Below are 20,810 nucleotides of genomic sequence, written 5' to 3'. Positions count from 1 at the left end.
GGAGTTGGACATATATGGATTTCTTTGATTTATCAAATGCACAAAAAAGGACTATTATAACAGAGATTAGTAACCCTGGTAATGAAGCTTATATTGTTCCATTTAAATCTAAATTTCCACTTTTTGATGAAGAATATGTAAAAAAAGCTTTAGATACCTGCATAGGTGGAAATCTTCGCCTGCGCATAACCAAAGATGAAGATATGAATTTTATGCAGTATTATGCTGATGATAGGGATTTATTTTCATATTTAGATATGCAGGATAAGAGTGAAGATGAAATTAATGATTTTATAAAATCCTTTTCACTAACGCCTTTTAAGGAAATCTTTGATGCATCCCTTTACAAGTTTTTACTCATTAAAACAAGAAAAGAACTTATTGTGCTTGGTCGTGCACATCATCTAATCATTGATGGAACTTCTGTAAATATTTTTGCAAATAACCTCACAGATTGTGTATCAGCCTTAAAAAAAGGAGAAAAATACAAACCATCCGATATTTCATACGAAGTATATGTTAAAAAAGAAAAAGAATACCTTAAAAGCGAAGAAGCTAAAGCGGATGAAGAATTTTGGCTTTCTAATTTAGATGGATATTCAAAGGATTGGTATTCATCTGATGATCTAAGCATTAAAAGAAATTATTTCCATCTAAAACCAGAATTACGCGATAAATTAAAGGAATTATCCTCAGTTAATGGTGTAAGGATATCTACATTTGTATTAGCATTATCTGCTGTATCATTATACTTTGCAAAAAGTAACTGCAGCGATGAAATGGTCTGGAACAGCGTATACCATGGTAGGGATTTTGGAGAAAAAATCCATGATATGTTAGGCATGTTTGTAAATATGATGCCTCTTAAATTGGACTATGATAAAAACAGAACATTTAAAGATGTCTTATTATACACAAAATCGGTGCTAAAAGCTGGTCTGACCCATGGTAAGTTATCTTTTAATATGTACAGTGCAAAATTACAGCAAAAAGGCATAGATCCTGCAATGCTTTCCATGTATTCTATGGTATCCAATTCCACAGATGCAAATGTAGAATACCTGATTAATAACTCTAAAAGCGAATTTCCTTTTCATATCCGTGTAAATCCATCCCTAAAAGATAAAGATGGTTTACAGCTTTTACTGGTTGAATATAACAAAGACTGTTTTTCCGATGCTCAAATCACGCATATGGTAGATAATATTGAAAAATTGCTGTATGATATTGCAGATAATCCTGATAAGACCTGTGATGAGTTTGAAATAGAAACAAGCGAATTCTATGATGCTTCTACATATTTCAAAAACATGATGCAAAACAGTGATGGTGCAACAGCCATCTCATCAGACATTAAAGATAAAAAAGAAGAAGAGGGAGTCTTGAAGGAGAGTTCTATCTCTCTTGATAAATCAAATATAGAAAATTTCTGTAAAGATAATGTAATTACTCCTAACAACCTGTTTTTAGGAGCTACACTGTTTGCTTTAGCTAAATTTGTGTTTAATAAAGATATTTTAATTGGCATTATCTCTAATAACCTTCATATAGGTCAGGAATTACCTTTTGGTGTAAATATTGATACTGATAAAACTGTGAATGATTATTTAACAAGCCTGCAGGATTCTCTTCTGGATGTTTTAGATTATGATTATTATCCTTTTACCCGGATTTCAAGTTTAAATTATATTTTACCTGAATTTTTATATGTCTACGGCTTATCAGGCAATATAAATCAAGGGCATTTCAAACCACCTAAACTCACTGTTTGTATTGAAGATAATAATGATGATAATGAGTTTAAAATAATTTCCAATTATAATGATGCGTTCTACTCTAAAGAACTAATGGATACATTCACAGAAAGCATTAACACTCTGTTATTTAAGTTAATGGAAAATCCTGAGGCGCGACTAAAAGATATTTCTATTTTAGAAGATGATGGAAAAGAAAAAGAGTTCAAGATGAACCCTGTGGAAGAACCATTACTAAATAAGCTTTTTGAAAAGCAAGTAGAGCAAAGTAAGGATGAAATTGCTTTAATTGCTGAAGATGGCGAGTTTACTTATGATGAGTTAAATAGAAAAGCTAATCGTATAGCTAACGCCTTGATTAATCGTGGCGTGGAAGTTGAAGACAGAATATTGTTTATGTTAAAACGTGACAGCCGTCTTATTGCTGCTGTGCTTGGTATTATAAAGGCAGGTTGTGCTTTTATTCCTGTTGACCCAGAATACCCTGAAGAAAGAATTAAGCATGTTTTAGAAGATAGTGATGCAAAATATATTATAACAAAGGCAGATATGCCTAATGCATTAGATGTTGATGAGTTACTCCAGGAAGACAACGAGGAGAATCCAAACCCCGAATTAACTCCTGAAAGCTTGTGTTATCTCATTTATACTTCTGGTTCTACTGGAAAACCTAAAGGAGTAATGTTAACTCATGGAGGTATCACCAATTACGTGTCTCCACACCCTGAAAACATTCCAATCCATGCTTTATTAACTAAATCAAATAAGATGATTTCAATATCTACTGTTTCATTTATTGTATTTTTACGTGAGATTTTTGCAACAATTACCAATGGTATGCCTGTTGTTTTTGCCAATGAAGAACAGTCTATTAATCCTTTAGAGCTTGTAAAGCTATTTGATAAAACTGATGCAGATGCATTTGGGGCAACGCCAACCAGATTATTACAGTACTTAGAAATTGAGGAAATACAAAAAACAGTTCCCCGATGCAATGTGATAATTGTAGGGGGAGAAGGCTTCCCTCCACAGCTCTATAACACCCTTTCAAAGTACACTGATGCTGAAATTTACAATTCCTATGGTCCAACTGAAATTACAATTGCATCCCACGGGAAACTCATAACCAGTGACGATATTTCTGCTGGTGTTCCTCTCTTAAATGTTACTGATAGAGTTATGGACATGGATGCTAATCCTTTGCCTTATAATGTTGTAGGTGAGCTTTATGTAGCTGGTGCAGGTGTTGCCAGAGGTTACTGGAATAGAGAGGAGCTAACTAAAGAGCGTTTTATCATGTATAATGGTCTTCGTTATTATAACACTGGGGACTTGGCAAAAAGGGATAGTACTGGTGAATTATATGTTTTAGGTCGTATGGATAACCAGATTAAGCTTAGGGGTTTAAGAATTGAGCTTGGTGAAATTGAAAACGCCATCACAGAGTACAATGGAATTAAATCCGTGATTGTATTGGTTAAAAATGTGAAGGATACTGAACATTTATGTGCTTACTTTATTGAGGATGATGAAATTGATATTAATGATTTAAGGAATAATCTTATAGATACACTACCTTCATATATGGTCCCATCCTATTTTGTTAGAATGGATGCTTTCCCTATGACTCCTAATGGAAAGGCAGATTTAATGAATTTCCCTGCCCCTGAAATGGATGATTATGGGCTTGATGAAATTATATCTCCTGAAACTGATTTAGAAAAAGATATTTTTGATATGTGTTCTGAGATTTTAGATACAACTGATTTTGGTGTAATAACAGACTTGTTCCAGTTAGGTCTTACTTCTTTATCTGTTTTAAAGTTAGTTGCCAAGATTTCAAAGAAATTTGGCGTTAATGTTAATGTAACCAACATTATGAGGGCTAGAACTATACGGGAAATTGCAAATGAAGTTTCAGCATCATCCAGCGTTAGCAAAAAACACTACGCGATACAGGATTTCTATCCTTTAACTCAAAATCAGTTAGGTGTATACTTCGATTGTGTTAAAAATCCGGAGAAATTAACCTATAATCTTCCTAAATGTATACGTTTCAAGAAAGATATCGACCCTCTGAAACTAAAAACTGCCATATTAGACGTTATTGAGAAACATCCCTATATTAAAACAAGGTTTGTTATGAGAGAGGGTGAAATATATCAAGAACGGCGTGACGACTTTAAGGCCAATGTAAACATTAAAGAAGGAATAGTTAATGATGCAGTTATAAAAGACTTTATAAAACCATTCTCTTTATTTGATGGGCCTTTATTCAGGTTTGAAATTTATGAAAGTCCCCATGAAATCTGTTTGTTATCTGATTTCCACCATATAATTGTGGATGGTACTTCTTTGAATATCCTCTTTAATGATCTTGCAAGTATATATGATGGCGGAATTGTAGACAACGAGGAGTATAATGGTTTTGATTTTAGCTTAGAGGAGCTTGCAGTTGAAAATAGTGAGTTATATCGCGAAGCAGAATCATATTTTGCAAATAGAATCCCTAATTATGATAGTGCAACAATTATTACTCCAGATTTAACTGGAAAAGAAGAAGATGGCGAATTAGGAGAGTATAGTGTTTCTTTAGATAAACAAATGGTTGAAAATTTCTGTAAAGATAATGCAATTACTCCTAATAATCTATTTTTAGCAGCAACTGTATTTACATTGAGTAAATTTGTATATCATAAAGATATTCTGATTTCTACAATTTCTAATGGTAGAGGTAATCCACAATTTCAAAATAGTCTTGCTATGATGGTAAAAACATTGCCTGTTCCTTTAAATATAAATAGTGATATGCAGGCAACAGATTATTTTGCTTATGTGGAAAATATCTGGTTAGATGTACTAAAATATGAATGTTATCCATTTACAAAGATTTCTGATAAATATGACATGTTCCCTGACTTTTTATATGCCTATCATGGAAAAATTATTGAAGATATAACCATTAATGGCCGTACTGTAGAACGTGAAAGCTTAGAATACGAAGCACTGAAATTTAAGTTAAGTGTTAACATTGTAGATACTGGTGAGAGCTTTAATATATTTTCACAGTATAATGACGCCCTTTATTCTGAATATTTAATAGAGACATTTATTAGAAGCATTAATATTGTTTTAGATAAGTTAATGGAAAATCCTAAGGCATTAATTAAAGATATTTCCATTATAGACAAAGAAGATGCTGAAGACTTCAAAATAAACCCTGTGGAAGAACAATTATTGAATAAAGTCTTTGAAAAACAGGCAGAATTACATAAAAATGAAATTGCTTTAATCGCTGAAGACGGGGAGTTTACTTATGATGAATTAAATAAAAAAGCTAATCGTATTGCCAATGCCCTGATTAAACTTGGCGTAAATGTTGAAGATAGAATTATGTTCATGTTAAAACGTGACAGCCGCCTTATCGCCACCATACTGGGTATTATGAAAGCAGGCTGTGCATTCATTCCTGTTGACCCTGAATTTCCAGAAGATAGGATAGAATATGTTTTAGAGGATAGTAATGCAAAATATATCATTACCAAGGCAGATATACCTAATGCATTGGATATTGATGAATTACTCCAGGAAGAGAACGAAGAAAATCCAAATCCTGAATTATCACCTGAAAATCTATGTTATCTCATTTATACATCTGGTTCTACAGGAAACCCAAAAGGAGTAATGTTAACTCATGATAACATAACAAATTATGTATCTCCTGACCCGGAAAATTGCTATGCACATGCCTTTGTTAATAAAGTAGATAAAATCATTTCTATAGCAACTGTATCTTTTGATCTTTTCCTACATGAAGCCTTTATTCCCCTTATGAATGGTGTGACTTTGGTCTTTGCCAATGAGGAAGAAGCTAACAATCCATTAGAGCTTATAAAATTATTCAAACGGACAAATGCAGATTCTTTTAGTGCAACACCTTCCCGAATGCTACAATATTTGGAAATTGATGGTATAAGTGATGTATTAGCTGATTGTACGGTGATTACTGTAGCTGGAGAGAAATATCCTTTACAATTACATAAAATGCTCCAAAATTGTACTGATGGAGAAATATACAATGTATATGGTCCAACAGAAACCACAATTTCATGTAACACCAAACACGTCCCTGACGATAACATTACTGTTGGTAAACCATTATTAAACGTTGCTGAAAGAGTTATGGATATGGATAGTAATCCTTTGCCTTCTGGTGTTGTGGGCGAATTGTATGTAGCTGGTGTGGGGGTTTCTAGAGGTTACTGGAATAAAGATGAACTTACCGATAAGAGTTTTGTGATGATTGATGGTCGTAGTTATTATAGAACTGGAGACTTTGCCAAGAAAGAAAAGAATGGTGAGTATTCCATTTTAGGCAGGCTTGATAATCAAATTAAGCTTCGAGGATTGAGGATTGAGATTGGCGAAATTGAAAATGCAATTTCAGAGTATAATGGTGTCAAATCTGTTGTTGTAGTTGTTAAACAGGTACAATCTAATGATCATTTATGTGCATATTTCACTGGTGACCATGAAATCAGTGTTGATGGTTTAAGGGATGAATTAAAGAAGAGATTAACTAAATATATGGTTCCCACAATATTTATGCAAATTGATGAGTTACCTCAAACTCCTAATGGTAAAACTGATGTTAAAGCGCTTCCAGAACCTGTTTTAGCAGAGAAAGATTATGTTGCTCCAGAAAATGATGTTGAGGAATTCTTTGCAGAAATATTCCAGGAGATATTAAGTATGCCTAAAATAGGGGCAACTGATAATTTCTTTGATTTAGGAGGTACATCGCTTTTAGTTACTAAAATTACAATTGAAGCAATGAATGAAGGATATGAAATAAAGTATGGTGATGTTTTTGCACATCCTACTCCTCGTGATTTAGCTAATTTCATAACAGGTGCAGAAGAATCTGCAGAAGAACATGAAGATTATTCATACGACAGCATTAATGAGATTTTAGAAAAAAATACTATAGAGAATTTTGTAAATGGAGAAAAAGAGGAGCTTGGAAATGTTTTACTTACTGGTGCAACTGGATTTTTAGGAATACATGTTTTACATGACTTCTTAGAAAACGAAACAGGCTCTATTTACTGTATGCTTAGAAAAGGAAGGCGTACAACTCCTGAAGAACGTTTAAAAACCCTTCTCTTCTATTACTTCAGTAAAAATTATGAAGAGTTGTTTGGTTTGCGGATTCATATAATCGAAGGAGATATTACAAATAAATCTGACTTTGAAAAGTCTTTACCGCTTCCTATAGACACTGTTATTAATTGTGCTGCAAATGTAAAGCATTTCGCTTCAGGAACTCAAATTGAAGATATTAACATAGGTGGTGTGGTTAATGGTGTTGAATTCTGCATGCAGAAAGGTTGTAAATTTATACAGGTTTCAACAACAAGTGTTGCTGGAGAAAGTGTAGATAATTTCCCACCATTAGACACTATATTTGATGAACAAACATTATATGTGGGCCAGGCATTGGATAATAAGTATCTTAGCAGTAAATTCAAAGCTGAACGTGTTGTATTAGAAGCTGTTAGTAACGGATTGAACGGTAAAATTATGCGTGCCGGTAATCTAATGGCCAGACAATCAGATAGTGAATTCCAGATTAACTTTGAAACTAATGGGTTTATTAACCGTTTAAAGGCATATGGTGCCATTGGAAAAGTACCTTACTCTACATTAGGAGGAGAAGTAGAGCTTACACCAATAGATAGTACTGCAAGAGCAATTTTAACATTAGCAAGAACTCCTAAAGAATGTACATTATTCCATACTTACAATAACCACAATATCTACATTGCCGATATTATAGAAATCATGAATTCGGTGGGCCTTGACATTGAAGGTGCAGAAGAAGATGAATTTAAAATTGCATTTGCTGAAGCTATGGAAGATGAATCAAAACAAGAAGCAATTTCAGGACTTGTAACTGCTGTTGGTATGGGTAAAGGTAAAGGGCGTGCCCTGGTTTCTGTTGTAAATAATTATACAATACAAATTTTATATCGTTTAGGATATAAATGGCCTTTAATAAGTGATGAATACCTTGTAATGTTTATACAGTACCTTAAAGAGATGAATTTCTTTAATTGAGGAGCCCAAATGTACGAAAGAAATTATAAATTAATATCTGAAAAATTTAAGGAATTTTTCTTACCTACTTTATTGATGTCAATGGCTATGAACATAAGTACGTTTGTAGACACTTTAATGGTAGGTAACTTCTTAGGACCAATTAATATTTCCGCTATGGCCCTTATTGCTCCAATAATCACATTTATTAATTTGATTTATTGGATGGTTGGTTTAGGAGGTTCTCTACTTGCATCTGTTTCAAAAGCAGAGCGAAAAGAAGAAAAAGGAGACATGTATTTTACCATTTCCATGCTCATGTTATTAATTATTGGATTAATGTTCTCTGTTTTCGGACTACTCTTCCTAAATAACATTGTTGGTGCACTCACCACCAATCCCGCACTTGCAATATTGGTTAAGAAATTTTTAGGAGTATATCTCTTAGGATCACCTTTCCTATTTATTTTAATGGGAATTGCCTATTTTATACGAGCAGACGGGAAACCTAGGCTATCATTTTATGCTCTTCTACTTGCAAATGTGGTGAACCTAATAATGGACCTATTTTATATATTAGTTTTAGGTATGGATATACAAGGAGCTGCTCTTGCTACAATAACCGGATACACAGTCGGCACTATATTTGTAATGCAATATTTCTTTGCTAAAGATCGGACATTACACCTAATATCCCTAACAAAATGTAAATTATCCTCAATATGGGATATTATATCATCAGGATTCCCTGCAGCATCTGGACAACTATTCTTAACTTTAAAACTATTCTTTTTCAATACACTCATATTCCTTGTAATAGGTAAACCTGGTTTAACAGCCTTTGCAGTGTGTTACAACTGTCTTTTTATAATATACATATTTTTAATTGGAACTGCTCAATCAATGTCCCCTATAGTCTCCATATACTTCCAAGAAAAAGATTATTCAGGAGTAAAATTCACTATTAACAGATCCCTTAAAATAGTTTTATTATCAGGAACTGTATTTACAATAATATTACTGGCATTCCCCACCACATTATTAAATTTATTCGGTGTAAACGATCCAGTCGACATTGCTGTGGGAATCAACGCTATACGAATATTTTCATTAAGTATTATCGGTACAGGTATAACATTTTTAATGATGTTCTATACACAGGCAATACTTAGAAAGAAACTATCATTTATAATTTCATTAACAGAAGGCCTTTTAATCCCTGTAATATCTGCATATATACTCTCTGGAGTTATGGGTGCTGATGGGATTTGGATATCATTCTTAATAGCTGAAATAGTCACAATTATAATGATATACTTTGTAACAAAGACAATTGCTAAACGCTCCCATGGGAAGCTTTCAGGATTTTTCTTATTGGGAAATCATGAGGATGCACCTACTCTGGATGTGACCATAGAAAATTCCATTGATGATGCAGTAGGATTATCTGAAAAATTGATTAACTTTGCAAAAGAAAATGGGGTAGATGAAAAAATAGCATTACGTATAGGTCTTACCATTGAGGAGATGGCTGTAAATACAATAAAATATAATCATAATGAAATAGAATGTATTGATATTATATCCAAAATAGGAGAAGATGAAATAACAATTTCTTTTAAAGATTCAGGGGTTGAATTTAATCCATCAACTTATTTGGCTGAAGAAAAAGATTCATTTGAAAATATTGATGTATTACAAAAGATGGCAGATAATATAAGTTATGCCAGACTTATAGGTTTAAACAGTACAGTTATTACAATAAAGAGATAGAATAATTAGCTTTTTAATAGATTTATTGTAAAATATCTAAAAAGTTCATATAGGGGGAAAATCATGAATATTGATAAAATATTAGAAGAAGATAAGTTAATAATTAGATTAGACGGTAGACTGGACACTAACACAGCACCGGAGTTAGAAAACGAGTTAAAAAAAGATCTTCCAAATGTTACAGAATTGGTTTTGGATTTTGAAGAATTAAAATATATTTCAAGTGCAGGACTTCGTGTAGTTCTTTCAACACAAAAAGTAATGAATAAGCAAGGTAATATGGTAATTGAGAATGTAAATGATTTCGTTATGGAAGTTTTTGAAGCTACAGGATTTATAGATATTTTAACAATTAGATAACGTTAAATGATATATAAATCAGGATATAAACTAAAATATTACTGTAATTGGTTATAATATTGTAATTTTCCAAATAGTAACAAATTTAGAAAAGATAGGTATTTATGAATAAAATAACAGTACCTGCAAAAATAGAAAACCTACAGAATGTATTGGATTTTGTAATTAAAGAATTAGATTCTGTAGAGTACAATATAAAAGCACTATTGCAGCTTGAACTTTCAATTGAAGAAGCATATGTAAATATTGCAAATTATGCTTATGAATCAGAAGATGGAGAAGTATTAATTTGCTGTAATATAAATAAAAATCCTTTACAGATTACAGTACAGTTTATAGACTGTGGAATCCCATATAATCCATTAAAAAATGAAAATTCCGATATTTCTTTGGAAATAAAAGAAAAAAAAGTTGGAGGATTAGGAATTCTCCTGATTAAAAAGAACGTGGACAATATTGCATATGAATATAAGGATGGAAAGAATATTTTAACCATTCAAAAGAAATTAAATAGTTAGATGCTTATTAAAGAGGATATACTGATTAAAATGAATAATTCTGGCATTAAATCCAATGTTAAGCGATTAGTTATTTCCAGTTTAATCACTTTTATTTTAACAGTTCCATTTCATTATTTCTTTCAAATAATCTCTGTAACAGAATTACGTCCTGCCAGTGCATTACCTCCTGCTTTAGGGTTGGTTTTTGGCCCATGGGGAGCAGCAGGGGCAGCTCTTGGAAATTTGGCATCAGATTTAATAGCAGGCTACCCTCCAGAAATCTATATTGTTAGTTTTATTGCACAGTTCCTGTATGGCTATATCCCTTACAAATTATGGTACACATGGAATATTGGTGAAGATAACAGCCTACCACGATTAAATACTGTGAAAAATCTAACAAAATTTGTAATAATCATATTTATAACTTCATCTATCATGGCAGGATTACTTGGATTTTTAATGGACGGATTAGGACTATATAACTTAGTTTCGTTTACAACATTGATATTTGCATTTAATAACTTTGATTTTTCTATAATTTTGGGAACTTTAATTATCATTGGAGCTAATCTTTATGGTATTTCAATGTATAAACCAAGTAAAACAAAGAAGATATTGATACCACCTAACATATTTGACGGAATGCTGATAACGGCAGCTATAATTGGTATCATTTATGGTATCTATTCAGTAGTTACTGCAACTGACACTTGGGGAATGACTATAGGAATTATATTTTATTTGTTAATTGCAGCATATGTTTTCAAGCCAATTACGAAAGAAGTAAAGGAAAAGACAGCTGAAATAAAGATCTCCCTAACAGAAAAGTTAATTGTAATTTTTATTATTATTGGCACGATTATTGCCATATTAACAGGGATTAGATCATTTTTTACTGTTTCGGCTATAGGAAACGGGTTTTGGGAGTCTGTTTACTTAAACATTACTCTAATACTTTCTGTTTTTTATATCTCTTCAATCGGATTTTTATGGTACATAGAAAAAAATATCACAACCCCCATAGAATCAATATCAGATATTGCCAAAAATTATGTTAGCGATTCCAAAATAGCAGATAGTAGCCAGATTATATCCAAATTCGAACATTATGCAACAGATGAAAGTGAAGTTGGGATTTTAGCCCTTTCATTTGAAAAAATGACCAGAGATTTAGAGATATATATTAAAAACCTGGAAAAAGTCACTGCTGAAAAAGAAAGGATAAATACAGAGTTAAATGTTGCAAAAAAAATACAAGCGGACATGTTACCTCGAAAATTCCCTGCTTTTCCTGGTCAGGATGAATTCGATATTTATGCAACCAATATACCTGCAAAAGAGGTTGGTGGAGATTTTTATGATTTCTTTTTGATAGATGAAAACCATTTAGCAATTGTAATTGCAGATGTCTCTGGAAAAGGCGTACCTGCAGCATTATTTATGGTAATTGCAAAAACATTGATTAAAACCCAGGCACAACTTGGAAAAAATCCGGAAGAAGTATTTGCAACAGTTAATAATCAGTTATGTGAAGGAAATGATGAAAACATGTTTGTAACTGCATGGATGGGCATTTTAGAAATAGAAACTGGTAAATTTACCTATGTTAATGCCGGACATAATCTCCCACTCTTAAAACATGCGAATAAAGATTATAATTGGCTAAAATCAAAACCAGGGTTTGTTTTAGCAGGTATGGAGAACATCAAATATTATCAAGAGGAGATTACGTTAGAACAGGGAGATAGAATCTATTTGTATACTGATGGTGTAACAGAAGCTATTAATTGTGATGATGAATTATTTGGAGATTTAAGGTTGCTAAAAATTATGAATACTAAGAAGGATTCCAGTCTTAAAGAGTTGTTATTTTATGTCCAGGATAAAATTAATATTTTTGTAAGGGATAGAGAACAGTTTGATGATATTACAATGCTTATTATGGAATATAAAAAATAAACACTCATGAAAAGTTTTTTTTAAAGCTTTTACTTTATTCAGTAATCTTCTGAAATTCTCTGTGATAACTTTAAGTACCCATTAAAGTCTGATATGGTTCTGGATTAAAACTAAATAAAAATACATTATTTATAAAAAACATATACAATTAAAATAATGATTAATTTACAAACCTCTAAATTAGAGGTTATCCTGGAGATAAAATATGACTGATAATGATAAGCTATCCTTAATAGAAACAAAAGCCAACGAGCTCTTAAAAGATCATAATGGCGTTTATCTTGAAAAAAAATTATATATTAACTTAAAACGTGAATTCCCTGAATTATCAAGGGCAGATTTCAAGGAAGTTTTAGATAACTTGCTGAAAGAAGGCTATTCTATGGAACGTGGACTTATAAGGCCACTACCAGATAAAAAGTCCAAAAAAGTACCTAAAAAGTATGTTGATGACACACCTGGAAAAGGTGCTTCTGATCATCAAAGAATTCCTGATAAAAGAATATAAAATAAATAATTTTCGCATATAAGCTTAAAAAACATTCCCTAGTCAAATTTAAACTCTATTTTGCTAAAAACTCAAACAAAAATTTTCAATTATTATGACCTTAAAATCGAAGGTTGTATATAATAATACGCCAAATCTTATAATAATCATTATTTCTTGGAGGTAAAAGTGATGTCAGAAGAAAATGTAGTGTACATAGGAACAAAACCAGTAATGAATTACGTGTTAGCTGTGGTGACTCAAATGAACAGTGGAACATCTGAAGTAATGTTGAAAGCCAGAGGAAGAGCCATTTCGAGAGCAGTCGATGTAGCAGAAATTGTAAGAAACAAGTTTATTTTAGATGTAGAACTTGGATCAATCGCTATCAGCACAGAAGAAGTATCAAACAGGGAAGGATCAAACAGTAACGTTTCAGCAATTGAAATACAACTCAACAAATAAATGAAACACTTGAAGATCCTTAAATAAAAAAATCTTTTTTTTTAATTTTATAAGATAAAGATTAATATCTTAATTTGAAAAAAATTGTAATATTAAGAAGCTTTTCCATAATTATAAAAAATTAAATGCATGAAATTTAGCGAATTTAATTTCCATATTGTTTAGATTAAGAATTACAGAATCGCTCCTATATTCATTTCCAAAATCATCCACTAAAAAAGCCTTTATTTTAATTTTACCTTTATAACCTTCCTTGTTAAAATAATTAAAAACTTCAGTTTTATCAAGAACTACCCGATCATTAATCCGTTTATGTGTAACAAATAAGGGTGTTCCATTCAAATTAAGGCTTATATCTCCGAAGTTATGCTTTAAACCTCTTGTAATAAATCCTCCCTCTATAATACCATGACTTTGATCACTTAAGTTCATTATATATAGAATTATAGTCTCTTTTTTACTTCCGCTCTTTATGGACTCTTCATCAGTTAAAATTTTAAGTTTTATGTGAGTATTAAGTATTTTATAACTTTTTCTGGACACGTATACTCCATAAGAAACTATGCATATGGTAATTAATGTTAATATAAAACTAATTATGTTAAGATTTAAAAAATCTAGAAATGACCATAAAAACATACATTACGCTATGTTCTTATTGGTATAAATTTTTTGTTACTGGTATTACTTTTAATAAAATAATATTTAATTTAGGAAAAAAAGTTTCAAAAAAATGGTAAAGGCTAATGTAAAAATCTTAATTAATGATAATAAATAAATATATATAAAGAAATGTAATTGTTTCTTGAAAAAAACGTAATTATTGTCTAACTTCGTATAATATTTTCATCTTGGGGGATTTAAAAATGATTGACAAAAAAGAACTTGTAGATATGATAGAAGAAACAGAATTAGAACGTATGCACGAAGATAAGGATGTTTGGGAAAAACATATATATTTAGATAATAATATTGTGTTAATTGTTGGTTATGAAGAAGAAGAAAACCCAGATAAGCAGGACCCCGAAGAAGAAACTGTTAAAAATTATTATTGGTATTGGGAGCTTAGAGATACAAAAAAATGGGATGTTCTCTTTGAAAATCACGACAATGATTTTAGTTTTTGTAAATCCGAAATGGGAACCTACAGTGACCAGGAACGTATGGAAGATGTTGTTGGCGATATTGATGAATCAGAAGTATGCGGCTGGAGTGAAAAAGATCTGATTGAAGATATTTCAGATGATATCGCAGATGAAGTAGTTAACTGGTTAGCAACCATCAAATAAGGTTAATATAATAAATTTATAATTTCTGAATTTCTATTCTCTTTTTACATGAATCTCTTTTTACCTATTTTCGATTAAATAGCTTATTTTATTGTTTTGTTTTTAGTTTAAAAAGAATTTTCAATTAAATTCATCATATCTTCATTGATAGGCGTATTTCATGGTACTTTAAAAGTTAAATTTTGTATAACATTATAAATCATTATATATACTATGAAGTACATAGTAACATGCAGAGGTGGTATAATGAATAGTATGAAATTTGGTATTGAATTTGTTCCAAATGAACCTATAGACAAGATTGTAAAGCTGGTTAAACTAGCAGAAGATGTAGGTTTTGAATACACGTGGATTACTGACCACTACAACAACAAAAATGTATATGAAACATTGGCATTGATTGCAGCAGGAACTGAAACCATTAAGCTTGGTCCTGGTGTAACCAACCCCTACGTGCGAAGTCCTGCCATAACCGCATCCGCAGTTGCAAGTTTAGATGAAATATCCAACGGAAGAGCAACCTTAGGTATCGGTCCTGGTGACAAAGCTACATTCGATGCATTAGGAATTGAATGGACCAAACCAGTAAGCACCATAAAAGGCGCCATTGATATGATGACCACTTTAATGGCTGGTGAAAAAACCGAAACTGGCGCAAGCCTCATGGGAGTAAAATCAGTTCAGGAAAAAATCCCTATTTATATGGGAGCCCAAGGACCAATGATGCTTAAAACAGCCGGAGGATTCTCAGACGGTGCTTTAATCAACGCATCCAATCCTAAAGATTTTGAAGCGGCTGTTCCGCTAATAGAAGAAGGAGCAAAAGCAGAAGGTAAATCCATCTCCGATGTAGATATTGCAGCATACACGTGCTGTTCTATAGATGACGATGCAGGTAAAGCATTAGGCGCAGCAAAAATCGTTGTTGCCTTCATTGCAGCAGGATCTCCGCCTCCAGTTTTCGAAAGACACGGGTTGGATCCTAACACTGGCGTTAAATTCGGAGAATTCCTTGGTGAAGGAAACTTCGGTGGAGCAATCGGAGCTGTCACTGACGAACTCATGGACGCATTCTCTGTAGTAGGAACACCATCAGACTTCGTACCAAAAATCGAAGCACTAGGTGAAATGGGTGTAACTCAATACGTAGCCGGCTCACCAATCGGACCAGATAAAGAAAAATCCATCAAACTATTAGGAGAAGTCATAGACAACTTCTAATCACACATTTTTTTTATTTATATGACAATACTCCAGTAATTCGAGTCCATTAACTATTTTTAACAATAAAAAAAAAGAGGTTCTTGCATGGAAACGTATTATTACTTGTTTTTTATGATTATAACGTTAGCTGCTGTTGTTGGTGGTTTATTACTGCGAATTTATCGATCAAGTGAATATAACATAGTATGTGTATTAAAATGAGGATTCCTTAAATAGTAGTTTATTATCCAATCTTGAATAAACCTATATGTTTATAAAAGCTATATTTTGTATAACCTTGTAACTCATTATATACGCTATGAGTACATAATAATACACAAAATGTTAATTATGAAATAGAGTTGATTATTTATGTCAAAAAAAATAGCTGTAGGTTTAAAACTGGATAAAAAACAATTAGAACACTTGAAAGAATATGCTAAGCGTAAAGGCGGAAGTCCCATCAGCCATCATATAAGGATAGCTATTGCAGAATATCTTGAAAAATATGATAAATAGGTTTATAATACCTTAAAATACCGGGCCACTTAGTTGCCCAAATAATTCATTAAAATCTTTTTTTTAATATTTTTAATTCATATATTTTTATTTTTAAATTGGCGATTGATTCGTAGGATGGTGAAAAAAGATGAAAAAACGCACACTAGTATATTGTAACGGCAAATACCACGTCATACTCCCATCCAAGTGGGTTAAGGCTGTAGATATACACGTTGGAGATGAAGTAACTTTAGAAATGGACGATGAAGATTTCCATCGACTCATAATAAAACTTGTAAAAAGTGATTAAATACAAAAAATTCATAAAAAACATTATTTTTTAATTAATTGATTATCATTCCTCATGCAGCAAAATATCTTTTTTTATATGTAAATATAGAAATATTTAATAATAACTATCAACATAAATAAAAGGTTTTAACAGTAACTATGAACATATGATATTATAGGTGAAATAGAACTCAATTATAAAATTTAATTGGAGATTAATTCGTTGGAGAGTGTAAAAAAATGAAAATATCGGATGAATTGATTGGGAAAGATGTTATAGACGAATCTGGAGACCAAGTGGGATTAGTAAACGATGTAGATTGGGATTTTGAAACCAACACTGTAAAATCTATTATTTTAAAAGAAGCAGGAATATCGGCAAAAATTGGCTTAGGTGATAAAAAAATAGTGCCCTATGAAATGATTGAAACTATTGGCGATAAAGTTCTAATTAAAGGCATAGTTTTCAAGACCGAATAACCATTTGCAGTTTGAAAATTTAATTTATTATTTTTTTTTATCAAATAAAAAAAGTTAGAGGGGATATGATGGTAGATAAAAAAGATGTGAAAAAGAAAGTGGATGACATTAAGTCCAGTGTATCTGATAAAAAAGATGATGTTAGTGATAGGATAAATGAAATGAAGGACGATGCCATGGACAAAACAGACAATATGCAAGAAAAAGTAAAAGATACGATGGGCGGTATCAAGTCTAGTGTATCTGATAAAAAAGATGATGTTAGTGATAGAGTAAATGAAATGAAAGAAGATGTCATGGACAAAACAGATGATATGCAAGAAGATGTGAAAGATAAGATGAGTGACATTAAATCAAGTGCCTCTGATAAAACAGATGATGTTAGTGATAGAGTAAATGAAATGAAAGAAGATGTCATGGACAAAACAGATGATATGCAAGAAGAAGTTGGAAAAAGGAAGACACAGGCAGAGAAATTGTTGAATGAAATAATGAATACTATTAAAGTAAAGCAAGTAGAAGTTGGAAAAACTCTATCAGATTATACAACACCTCAAAAACCACTAGCAGACGTTATTGAAACCAATGATAGCATAATACTAAAAATAGACCTTCCTGGTGTGACAAAGGAAGACATAGACATTGGAATTGCAGGGGAAAGTATAGATATCATGGCAAAGTTCGAAGAGGAAAGTGAAGGTCAAGACATCAATTATATCCAAAAAGAGAGGAGTTACGGTGAAACAAAAAGAACACTAAAACTTCCATCAGAAATAAAGGTCAAAGAGGCATCAGCTGATTTTAAAGACTCCGTTTTAACCATTAAACTACCTAAAATAGAAAAAGAAGTACATAAAATTAATATTAACTAAACAATTGTAAAATAATTCAATGGAGGGATTTTATGGGAGAAAAAACTGGTGAGATTAAAGGAAAAGCTAAGGAAATGGAAGGAAAAATAAAAGGAAAGGCTAAAGAGATGGAAGGAGAAATTAAAGGAAAAGCTAAAGAAGCTGAAGGGAAAATAAAAGGAAAAGGTAAAGAAGTTAAAGGGAAAATAAAAGATAAAATTTAGATGATATAAAATAGTTAAAATGTATTTATTTGATTAAATTTTTAATCAAATTTTTTTTACCAAAATAAAATTAATTCATTTTCTAGTAATTAATTAAAGAAAAGATGGATAAACTAGCACAATAAATAGCAGAAAAATTAAAGAAAAGTGGTTTGTTTTAAATAAAATTCATATATGAAAAAGGCCAAATCTAATGTTATCTGGAACTTTTAAAGTACTATAATCATATTATGGATCAAATATTATGAAAAACCTTTCATCATACTTTCCAATAACCAAATGGGCTCGATCCTACAATAAAGACTGGCTGCGGCCAGATATAATAGCAGGAATTACCGTAGGCGCATTTACCATTCCTGAAGTCATTGCTTTTGTTTCTCTGGCAAATTTACCGCCCGAAGTGGGCCTTTATTCCGCCATGGTTGCTTTGTTAGTTTATATGGTTCTTGGATCATCCCGTCATCTATCAATTGGGCCTACTTCCACCCTTTCCATACTGGTTGGTGCTACTCTGGGCTCTTTGGCGATTACAGGTGCTGGCCAATATCTCATGATGGCCTCATTGATTGCAGTGGCAGCGGGTGCCCTGGCCCTGATTTCCTGGACTTTAAGGTTGGGATTCATAGTTAAATTTATTTCTAAAACTGTCTTAACTGGTTTTTTAGCAGGTATTGCCTTATTTATTGCTTCTGGACAGCTCCCTAAACTATTTGGAATACCTGGCTCTTCAGGAAATTTCTTCGAGCGTATTTATTATCTTTTAATGCATATTGATCAGACAAATCTCTACACCCTGATCATAGGCATAGGTGGGATTATTTTCTTATATGTAGCCACTAAAAAGTTCCCTAAACTCCCTAATACATTGTTTCTAGTTATAGGATCAATAATACTTATTACTTTAACCAATCTGGCTTCTTTAGGTGTTAAATTAGTTGGTTACATCCCCCAAGGATTACCTGGCCTGATTATTCCCGATCCCAGCTTAATAGATGTTAATGTGTTAGTTACCCTGGCGGCCACTGTTTTTCTGGTTAGCTACATTGAAGGATATTTATTTGCTGAAGAATATGCTGCCAAATACAGATATAAAATTGATGGAAACCAGGAATTGCTGGCTTTAGGAGCATCTAATGTGGCCGTGGGACTTTTCCAAGGGCTGCCCATTGGAGGAAGCCTATCACGTACAGCAGTAAATGACGAAAGTGGAGCTAAAACACAGTTAGCAGGAGGAATATCAGCATTACTTATTCTATTAGTCCTTTTATTTTTCACAGGCATCTTCTACAACTTACCAGAGACCATACTGGCAGCTATCGTATTGTTTGTTATAAAAGCCCTTGTTGACATCCCTCATTTTCGTTCTATCTATAAATTCAGCAGGATAGAATTCTCCATTGCCATCGTAACATTATTATCAGTGTTATTTTTTGGTGCATTGGAAGGAATCGTTATAGGAGTGATACTATCCATCATGGGGCTAATTAAAAACATGTACAATCCAGATATCGCCATATTGGGGCGTATTCCTGGCACTGACCAGTTTTTAGACATAAGACGCCACCCTGAAAGTGAAATAATCTCCCATACACTAATTGTCCGGGTTGATGGCTCTCAGATATTCCTAAACACAGATAGTGTAAAAAATACCATTATAGATCTGGTAGATAAAAAATATAAAGATACTAAATTGTTTGTTCTGGATTTTGAAGCTTCAGCTTTCATTGATTACTCTGGAATTAAAATGCTGGAAGAACTTAACGATGAATTAAAACGTCGATGTATTAAAATTAAAGCAGCCAATATGCATGGGTCTTTAAGAGATTCCATCAGAAAAACCAAACTGGAACAGGAAATCGTGGAAGGAGAAGTTTGTTTAAGTATTGAAGATTGCATTGAAAAATGGGAATCAGAACAAAAGTTTTAGATACTTATAATTCTACTAAATTTGAGTTATAATGGAGGATATCCATCCCAATACAATTCCACAGCATACTTAGCTGCAGTATCAACCTGATCAGAATAATCAACCCTTAAATTATCCAGTAACTCATACTTATCCTTTGAAGTTGCAACAGCCCTCATCACATTCAAATAAACATCCATAGATTCTTTTGAGGGTTTACATGGAATTTCAAGAGTTATACAAACATCCCATTCATCAAAAAGAGATGTGCGGATATATGGAGATATTGAACCTATTAAAACGCCTTTTTCAAGGTGTATCAAAGGTGGAACTCCTGTATGTTCCTTTCTGTTTGTATCTGTTAATCTTTCAAAACTGTTGGAGTTATAACAGTGCAATTCCACATACATTTCAGGTTTTAAATCTCTAATTATGGATACAATCTTTTTACCCATATCCAAGTTGTAGTAATGCCTGTCAAGAGTGCTAATATAATGACTTTCATCAAAATTGTAAATTGTAAGATTTCCATTTTTAACGTCAACATCAGAAATTTGTGATAATGCTTTTATGGTTGTTAGCCCTTCATGTCCATGTACTCCTCCAATAAAAAGACGTTTAGGCTTTTCTCCTTTATCTATTACTTTTTTGTAAACCATCGAAAA

At 32.2% G+C, this 20,810-nt stretch carries 17 protein-coding genes; 15 read left to right on the top strand and 2 right to left on the bottom strand.

The window, feature by feature from the left end:
- Positions 1-14 precede the first annotated feature (14 nt).
- The 7 genes from HZC47_10865 to albA all read left to right on the top strand — a co-directional run bounded on the left by HZC47_10865 (position 15) and on the right by albA (position 13,400).
- The gene (locus HZC47_10865) at positions 15-7,874 is read left to right on the top strand and encodes an amino acid adenylation domain-containing protein (protein MBI5681385.1); all 7,860 of its coding nucleotides are present in this window, start codon (positions 15-17) and stop codon (positions 7,872-7,874) included.
- 9 nt (positions 7,875-7,883) lie between these two features.
- On the top strand, positions 7,884-9,626 hold the full coding sequence (locus tag HZC47_10860; protein MBI5681384.1) for an ATP-binding protein: 1,743 nt from the start codon (positions 7,884-7,886) through the stop codon (positions 9,624-9,626).
- Between the two features lie 63 nt (positions 9,627-9,689).
- Positions 9,690-9,986: an STAS domain-containing protein gene (locus HZC47_10855; protein MBI5681383.1), complete on the top strand. Its 297-nt coding sequence runs from the start codon at positions 9,690-9,692 to the stop codon at positions 9,984-9,986.
- Positions 9,987-10,090: 104 nt separating this feature from the next.
- Positions 10,091-10,504, top strand: a complete 414-nt coding sequence (locus HZC47_10850; GenBank protein MBI5681382.1) for an ATP-binding protein — start codon at positions 10,091-10,093, stop codon at positions 10,502-10,504.
- A gap of 420 nt (positions 10,505-10,924) precedes the next feature.
- Entirely contained in the window at positions 10,925-12,448 is a 1,524-nt protein-coding gene (locus HZC47_10845) for a SpoIIE family protein phosphatase (GenBank protein MBI5681381.1), read from the top strand.
- A gap of 205 nt (positions 12,449-12,653) precedes the next feature.
- Entirely contained in the window at positions 12,654-12,956 is a 303-nt protein-coding gene (locus HZC47_10840; GenBank protein ID MBI5681380.1) for a hypothetical protein, read from the top strand.
- A gap of 171 nt (positions 12,957-13,127) precedes the next feature.
- Positions 13,128-13,400 carry a DNA-binding protein Alba gene (gene albA, locus HZC47_10835; protein ID MBI5681379.1) on the top strand — a complete coding sequence of 91 codons (273 nt, stop codon included), beginning with the start codon at positions 13,128-13,130 and terminating at the stop codon, positions 13,398-13,400.
- A 111-nt stretch (positions 13,401-13,511) separates the two neighbouring features.
- Here albA and HZC47_10830 read toward each other — a convergent pair whose 3' ends face one another.
- Positions 13,512-13,943 carry a hypothetical protein gene (locus HZC47_10830; protein ID MBI5681378.1) on the bottom strand — a complete coding sequence of 144 codons (432 nt, stop codon included), beginning with the start codon at positions 13,941-13,943 and terminating at the stop codon, positions 13,512-13,514.
- Between the two features lie 323 nt (positions 13,944-14,266).
- Here HZC47_10830 and HZC47_10825 point away from each other — a divergent pair, with 323 nt between their 5' ends.
- The 8 genes from HZC47_10825 (at position 14,267) to HZC47_10790 (ending at position 20,166) form a co-directional block, all read left to right on the top strand.
- Positions 14,267-14,689: a hypothetical protein gene (locus HZC47_10825; GenBank protein ID MBI5681377.1), complete on the top strand. Its 423-nt coding sequence runs from the start codon at positions 14,267-14,269 to the stop codon at positions 14,687-14,689.
- A 255-nt stretch (positions 14,690-14,944) separates the two neighbouring features.
- Entirely contained in the window at positions 14,945-15,910 is a 966-nt protein-coding gene (gene mer / locus HZC47_10820; protein ID MBI5681376.1) for a 5,10-methylenetetrahydromethanopterin reductase, read from the top strand.
- 354 nt (positions 15,911-16,264) lie between these two features.
- A complete protein-coding gene (locus HZC47_10815; GenBank protein MBI5681375.1) occupies positions 16,265-16,411 on the top strand; it encodes a ribbon-helix-helix protein, CopG family in 147 nt (48 codons plus the stop codon).
- Between the two features lie 130 nt (positions 16,412-16,541).
- Positions 16,542-16,703: an AbrB/MazE/SpoVT family DNA-binding domain-containing protein gene (locus HZC47_10810; GenBank protein ID MBI5681374.1), complete on the top strand. Its 162-nt coding sequence runs from the start codon at positions 16,542-16,544 to the stop codon at positions 16,701-16,703.
- A gap of 221 nt (positions 16,704-16,924) precedes the next feature.
- Positions 16,925-17,164: a PRC-barrel domain-containing protein gene (locus tag HZC47_10805; GenBank protein ID MBI5681373.1), complete on the top strand. Its 240-nt coding sequence runs from the start codon at positions 16,925-16,927 to the stop codon at positions 17,162-17,164.
- Between the two features lie 314 nt (positions 17,165-17,478).
- Entirely contained in the window at positions 17,479-18,036 is a 558-nt protein-coding gene (locus HZC47_10800) for an Hsp20 family protein (protein ID MBI5681372.1), read from the top strand.
- Between the two features lie 32 nt (positions 18,037-18,068).
- Positions 18,069-18,239, top strand: coding sequence for an LEA domain-containing protein (locus HZC47_10795; GenBank protein ID MBI5681371.1), 171 nt, complete (start codon positions 18,069-18,071; stop codon positions 18,237-18,239).
- 244 nt (positions 18,240-18,483) lie between these two features.
- The gene (locus tag HZC47_10790) at positions 18,484-20,166 is read left to right on the top strand and encodes a SulP family inorganic anion transporter (protein ID MBI5681370.1); all 1,683 of its coding nucleotides are present in this window, start codon (positions 18,484-18,486) and stop codon (positions 20,164-20,166) included.
- A gap of 26 nt (positions 20,167-20,192) precedes the next feature.
- On the opposite strand, the gene HZC47_10785 is transcribed toward HZC47_10790, so the two are convergent.
- Complete coding sequence (locus tag HZC47_10785; GenBank protein ID MBI5681369.1) at positions 20,193-20,804, bottom strand: DUF2119 domain-containing protein; 612 nt, start codon at positions 20,802-20,804, stop codon at positions 20,193-20,195.
- Positions 20,805-20,810: the final 6 nt, after the last annotated feature.

Origin of the sequence: Methanobacterium sp. (assembly GCA_016222945.1) — an archaeon.
Classification (GTDB): Archaea; Methanobacteriota; Methanobacteria; order Methanobacteriales; family Methanobacteriaceae; genus Methanobacterium_D.
The sequence above is the reverse complement of the archived record's forward strand: the minus strand, read 5'-3'. Positions and strand labels throughout refer to the sequence as shown.

What these genes read in the sequence shown, in the direction of transcription:
- HZC47_10865 (MBI5681385.1), top strand. Translation starts at nt 15, where the DNA reads ATGGATTTCTTTGATTTATCAAATGCACAAAAAAGGACTATTATAACA.
- HZC47_10860 (MBI5681384.1), top strand. Translation starts at nt 7,884, where the DNA reads ATGTACGAAAGAAATTATAAATTAATATCTGAAAAATTTAAGGAATTT.
- HZC47_10855 (MBI5681383.1), top strand. Translation starts at nt 9,690, where the DNA reads ATGAATATTGATAAAATATTAGAAGAAGATAAGTTAATAATTAGATTA.
- HZC47_10850 (MBI5681382.1), top strand. Translation starts at nt 10,091, where the DNA reads ATGAATAAAATAACAGTACCTGCAAAAATAGAAAACCTACAGAATGTA.
- HZC47_10845 (MBI5681381.1), top strand. Translation starts at nt 10,925, where the DNA reads ATGGCAGGATTACTTGGATTTTTAATGGACGGATTAGGACTATATAAC.
- HZC47_10840 (MBI5681380.1), top strand. Translation starts at nt 12,654, where the DNA reads ATGACTGATAATGATAAGCTATCCTTAATAGAAACAAAAGCCAACGAG.
- albA (MBI5681379.1), top strand. Translation starts at nt 13,128, where the DNA reads ATGTCAGAAGAAAATGTAGTGTACATAGGAACAAAACCAGTAATGAAT.
- HZC47_10825 (MBI5681377.1), top strand. Translation starts at nt 14,267, where the DNA reads ATGATTGACAAAAAAGAACTTGTAGATATGATAGAAGAAACAGAATTA.
- mer (MBI5681376.1), top strand. Translation starts at nt 14,945, where the DNA reads ATGAAATTTGGTATTGAATTTGTTCCAAATGAACCTATAGACAAGATT.
- HZC47_10815 (MBI5681375.1), top strand. Translation starts at nt 16,265, where the DNA reads ATGTCAAAAAAAATAGCTGTAGGTTTAAAACTGGATAAAAAACAATTA.
- HZC47_10810 (MBI5681374.1), top strand. Translation starts at nt 16,542, where the DNA reads ATGAAAAAACGCACACTAGTATATTGTAACGGCAAATACCACGTCATA.
- HZC47_10805 (MBI5681373.1), top strand. Translation starts at nt 16,925, where the DNA reads ATGAAAATATCGGATGAATTGATTGGGAAAGATGTTATAGACGAATCT.
- HZC47_10800 (MBI5681372.1), top strand. Translation starts at nt 17,479, where the DNA reads ATGCAAGAAGATGTGAAAGATAAGATGAGTGACATTAAATCAAGTGCC.
- HZC47_10795 (MBI5681371.1), top strand. Translation starts at nt 18,069, where the DNA reads ATGGGAGAAAAAACTGGTGAGATTAAAGGAAAAGCTAAGGAAATGGAA.
- HZC47_10790 (MBI5681370.1), top strand. Translation starts at nt 18,484, where the DNA reads ATGAAAAACCTTTCATCATACTTTCCAATAACCAAATGGGCTCGATCC.
- HZC47_10785 (MBI5681369.1), bottom strand. Translation starts at nt 20,804, where the DNA reads ATGGTTTACAAAAAAGTAATAGATAAAGGAGAAAAGCCTAAACGTCTT.